This is a genomic window from Microbacterium sp. Leaf351, from assembly GCF_001423825.1.
Lineage (GTDB): Bacteria > Actinomycetota > Actinomycetes > Actinomycetales > Microbacteriaceae > Microbacterium > Microbacterium ginsengisoli.
In genome coordinates, this window is sequence record NZ_LMPK01000015.1 from 211,529 (window position 1) to 214,666 (window position 3,138).

A 3,138-nucleotide genomic window follows, 5' to 3' on the forward strand; every position below is an offset into this window, starting at 1 on the left:
CGCAGCACCTTCAGGTGCTTGGACACCGTCGGCTGGCTCACCCCGAGCTCCTGCACGATCAGCGAGACACTCGTTCCGGCCTCGGCGGTGCGCGACCGCTCGAGCAGGAACGAGAGGATGTCGCGCCGGGTCGCGTCCGCGATCACGCCGAAGATGTCCGCCATGTGCCTAGGTTAGCCGGGGCTCGTGGCCGCTACCATGACAGGCGCGGCGACGAGAGGGGCAGCGGTGGCAGGCGAGGTGTCCACACCCGGCCCCGCACGCGCCCTCGGCACCTGGATCGCCCGGTTCGCCCGCGACATCCGCGATCTGTCGACCGCCTCTCCCGCCCGTTTCGCGGTGCTGGTGTTCACCGCCCTGATCCTCGTGTTCACGGGTCTGCTGTCGCTCCCGGCCGCAGCGGCCGACGGACGCGCGACCCCGTTCGTCGACGCGCTGTTCACCGCCGTCTCGACAGTGTGCGTCACGGGGCTCGCCACCGTCGACATGGCCGCGCACTGGTCGGCGTTCGGCCACGTCATCATCTACGTCGGCGTCAACGTCGGCGGGATGGGTGTGCTGACTCTCGCCTCGATCATGGGGCTCGTGATCTCGAAGCGCCTGGGGCTGCGAGCCAAGCTCATCGCCGCGAGCGACACCAATCCGCTCCGGGCTCACGCCGGCCCCGTCAACGAGGGCCAGACCGTGCGGCTGGGCGAGGTGGGCCAGCTGCTGCGCACCGTCGCACTGTCGACGCTGGTGATCGAGGCGGTCATCTCGGTGCTGCTCTATCCGTCGATCCTGCTCGCGGGCATCGACCCGCTCACCGCGTTGTGGCAGGCGCCCTACTACGCGGCCATGTCGTTCACGAACACCGGCTTCACCCCGAACCCGGGCGGACTCGCCCCCTTCGCACACGACTACGTCTTCCTCACGACCCTCATGGTGAGCGTGTTCCTCGGCAGCATCGGCTTCCCCGTGATCTACACGCTCGCCCGGCACCGCTGGCACGTGCGCCGATGGTCGCTCCACGCGAAGCTCACCCTCATCACGACAGTGGTGCTCTTCCTCGCCGGCGCGGTGGTCTTCCTCACGCTCGAGTACGCCAACCCGAAGACGTTCGGCAGCATGGACGCCTTCGACACCACCTTCCAGTCGTTCTTCCTCTCCGCCATGACCCGCTCCGGCGGCTTCTCCGTGGTGAACATCGGGGATCTCAACGGGTCGTCCCTCGTGGTCGGGTCGATGCTGATGTTCGTGGGCGGCGGCTCGGCCTCGACCGCCGGCGGCATCAAGGTCACGACGCTCGCCGTGCTCGCCCTCGCGGTGTGGTCGGAGGCACGCGGACGCCCGTCAGTGAACGCGTTCGGCCGCCGTATCCCGAGCGACGTGCAGCGGGTCGCGCTCTCGGTCGTCGCCTGGGGCGCGACGATCGTCGCCGCCTCGACGATCACGATCGCGCAGATCACGCAGGCCCCGATCGCCGATGTGCTCTTCGACGTGATCTCCGCATTCGGCACCGTGGGGCTCTCGACGGGGCTCACCGCCGAGCTCCCCGACCCGGCCGCCTACGTGATGGCGGTCACGATCTTCATGGGCCGCATTGGTACAGTCACACTGGCCGCGGCCGTGGCGGCGTCGTCGCGCTCGCAGCTCTACACGTTCCCCACCGAGAGGCCGATCGTTGGTTGAAAAGGTGCGCAGCGATGCCCCGGTGCTCGTCATCGGGCTGGGCCGGTTCGGGGCCGCGTGCGCGGGTGAGCTCGACCGTCTCGACCGCGAGGTGCTCGCGATCGACGACAGCGCGGAACTCGTGCAGAAGTGGTCGGACCGGGTCACCCACACCGTGCAGGCCGACGCCCGCAACATCGACGCCCTGCGGCAGATCGGGGCGCAGGACTTCCAGGTGGCCGTCGTCGCCGTCGGTTCTCTCATCGAGGCGTCCGTGCTCATCACCGCGAACCTGGTCGATCTGAAGGTGCCGCAGATCTGGGCGAAGGCGGTGAGCCAGTCCCACGGCAAGATCCTCGCCCGCGTCGGGGCGAACCACGTCATCTACCCCGAGCGAGAGGCCGGCGAGCGCGTCGCGCACCTCGTCAGCGGCCGCATGCTCGACTTCATCCGCTTCGACGACGACTTCGTGCTCGCCAAGCTCTACCCGCCGAAGTTCCTGCGGGGAGTCGCCCTGAGCGCCTCGGGCGTGCGCACGAAGTTCAACGTCACCGTCGTGGGCGTGAAGTCGCCCGGCAAGCCGTTCCGCTACGCCGAGGCCGACACCGTCGTCACCGCGCACGACCTGGTGATCGTGTCGGGCACGAACGGCGACGTCGAGAGGTTCGCGGCGCTCGAGCGTTGACGGATGCCGCGGCATCCGCTCTCTCAGGCGCCGGCGGCGAGCTCCCGGGCACGGGCGAGGGCGGCATCGGTCGCGCGACCGAGCAGCTCGTCGAGATGGGCGTCCTGCAGCACCGCGATCGCCCGCTCGGTCGTGCCCTTCGGGCTCGTCACCTGGCGGCGCAGCTCGGCCGGATCCTCGCCGGTCGCCGCGAGGAGCGCCGCAGCACCGATCACCGTCTGCTCGGCCATGAGCCGCGCATCCGCGGGCGAGAATCCCTTGGCGAGCGCGGCCCTGGTGAGCTCCTCGATGAAGAGGAAGAGGTAGGCGGGCCCTGAGCCCGAGATCGTCGACAGGGCGTCGATCTTGTCCTCGGGCACCTCGACGACGGCCCCGACGGTCTCGAAGAGCCGTCGCACGAGCGCGACGTGCGCGGCATCCGCCGTCGTGCCCGCGGCGAGTCCGGTCACCGCCCGTCCGACGGTCGCCGGGGTGTTCGGCATCGAGCGCAGCACCACGACGCCGTCACCGAGGATGCGCTCGAACGTGGCCACAGTCACGCCCGCCGCGAGGCTCACGACGATCGTGCCGGGGCGCAGCACGGGGGCGACGGCCTCGAGCAGGTCGGGCACCATCGCGGGCTTCACGCCGATCAGCACGATGTCGGCGCCGGCGGCCGCGGTGAGGTTGGCGTCGGGATGCGCCTCGAGGGCGATCGATGCGAGACCCGCGATGCCGTCGAGCGTCGCGGCCTTCGCCGCCGAGCGGTTCGTGACGACGATGCCACGGGAGGATCCGGATGCCGCGACTCCGCGGGCGATCGC

General features: G+C 70.2%; 4 protein-coding genes. 2 read left to right on the top strand and 2 right to left on the bottom strand.

Translation table 11 applies throughout. From position 1 onward, the window contains the following. Positions 1-164, bottom strand: a 164-nt coding sequence (locus ASG00_RS17490) for an ArsR/SmtB family transcription factor (RefSeq protein WP_235559398.1), incomplete at its 3' end; no start/stop codon positions are given. A gap of 64 nt (positions 165-228) precedes the next feature. On the opposite strand from ASG00_RS17490, the gene ASG00_RS06715 reads away from it, so the two are divergent. Further along, positions 229-1,671: a TrkH family potassium uptake protein gene (locus tag ASG00_RS06715; protein WP_048808992.1), complete on the top strand. Its 1,443-nt coding sequence runs from the start codon at positions 229-231 to the stop codon at positions 1,669-1,671. Next, positions 1,664-2,335: a potassium channel family protein gene (locus ASG00_RS06720; RefSeq protein ID WP_045247731.1), complete on the top strand. Its 672-nt coding sequence runs from the start codon at positions 1,664-1,666 to the stop codon at positions 2,333-2,335. Before ASG00_RS06715 ends, ASG00_RS06720 begins: the two co-directional genes overlap by 8 nt. 23 nt (positions 2,336-2,358) lie before the next feature. Here the strand turns inward: ASG00_RS06720 and proC are convergent. Then, positions 2,359-3,138 (bottom strand): pyrroline-5-carboxylate reductase (gene proC / locus ASG00_RS06725; RefSeq protein ID WP_056207758.1); only part of this gene is annotated, 780 nt, incomplete at its 5' end.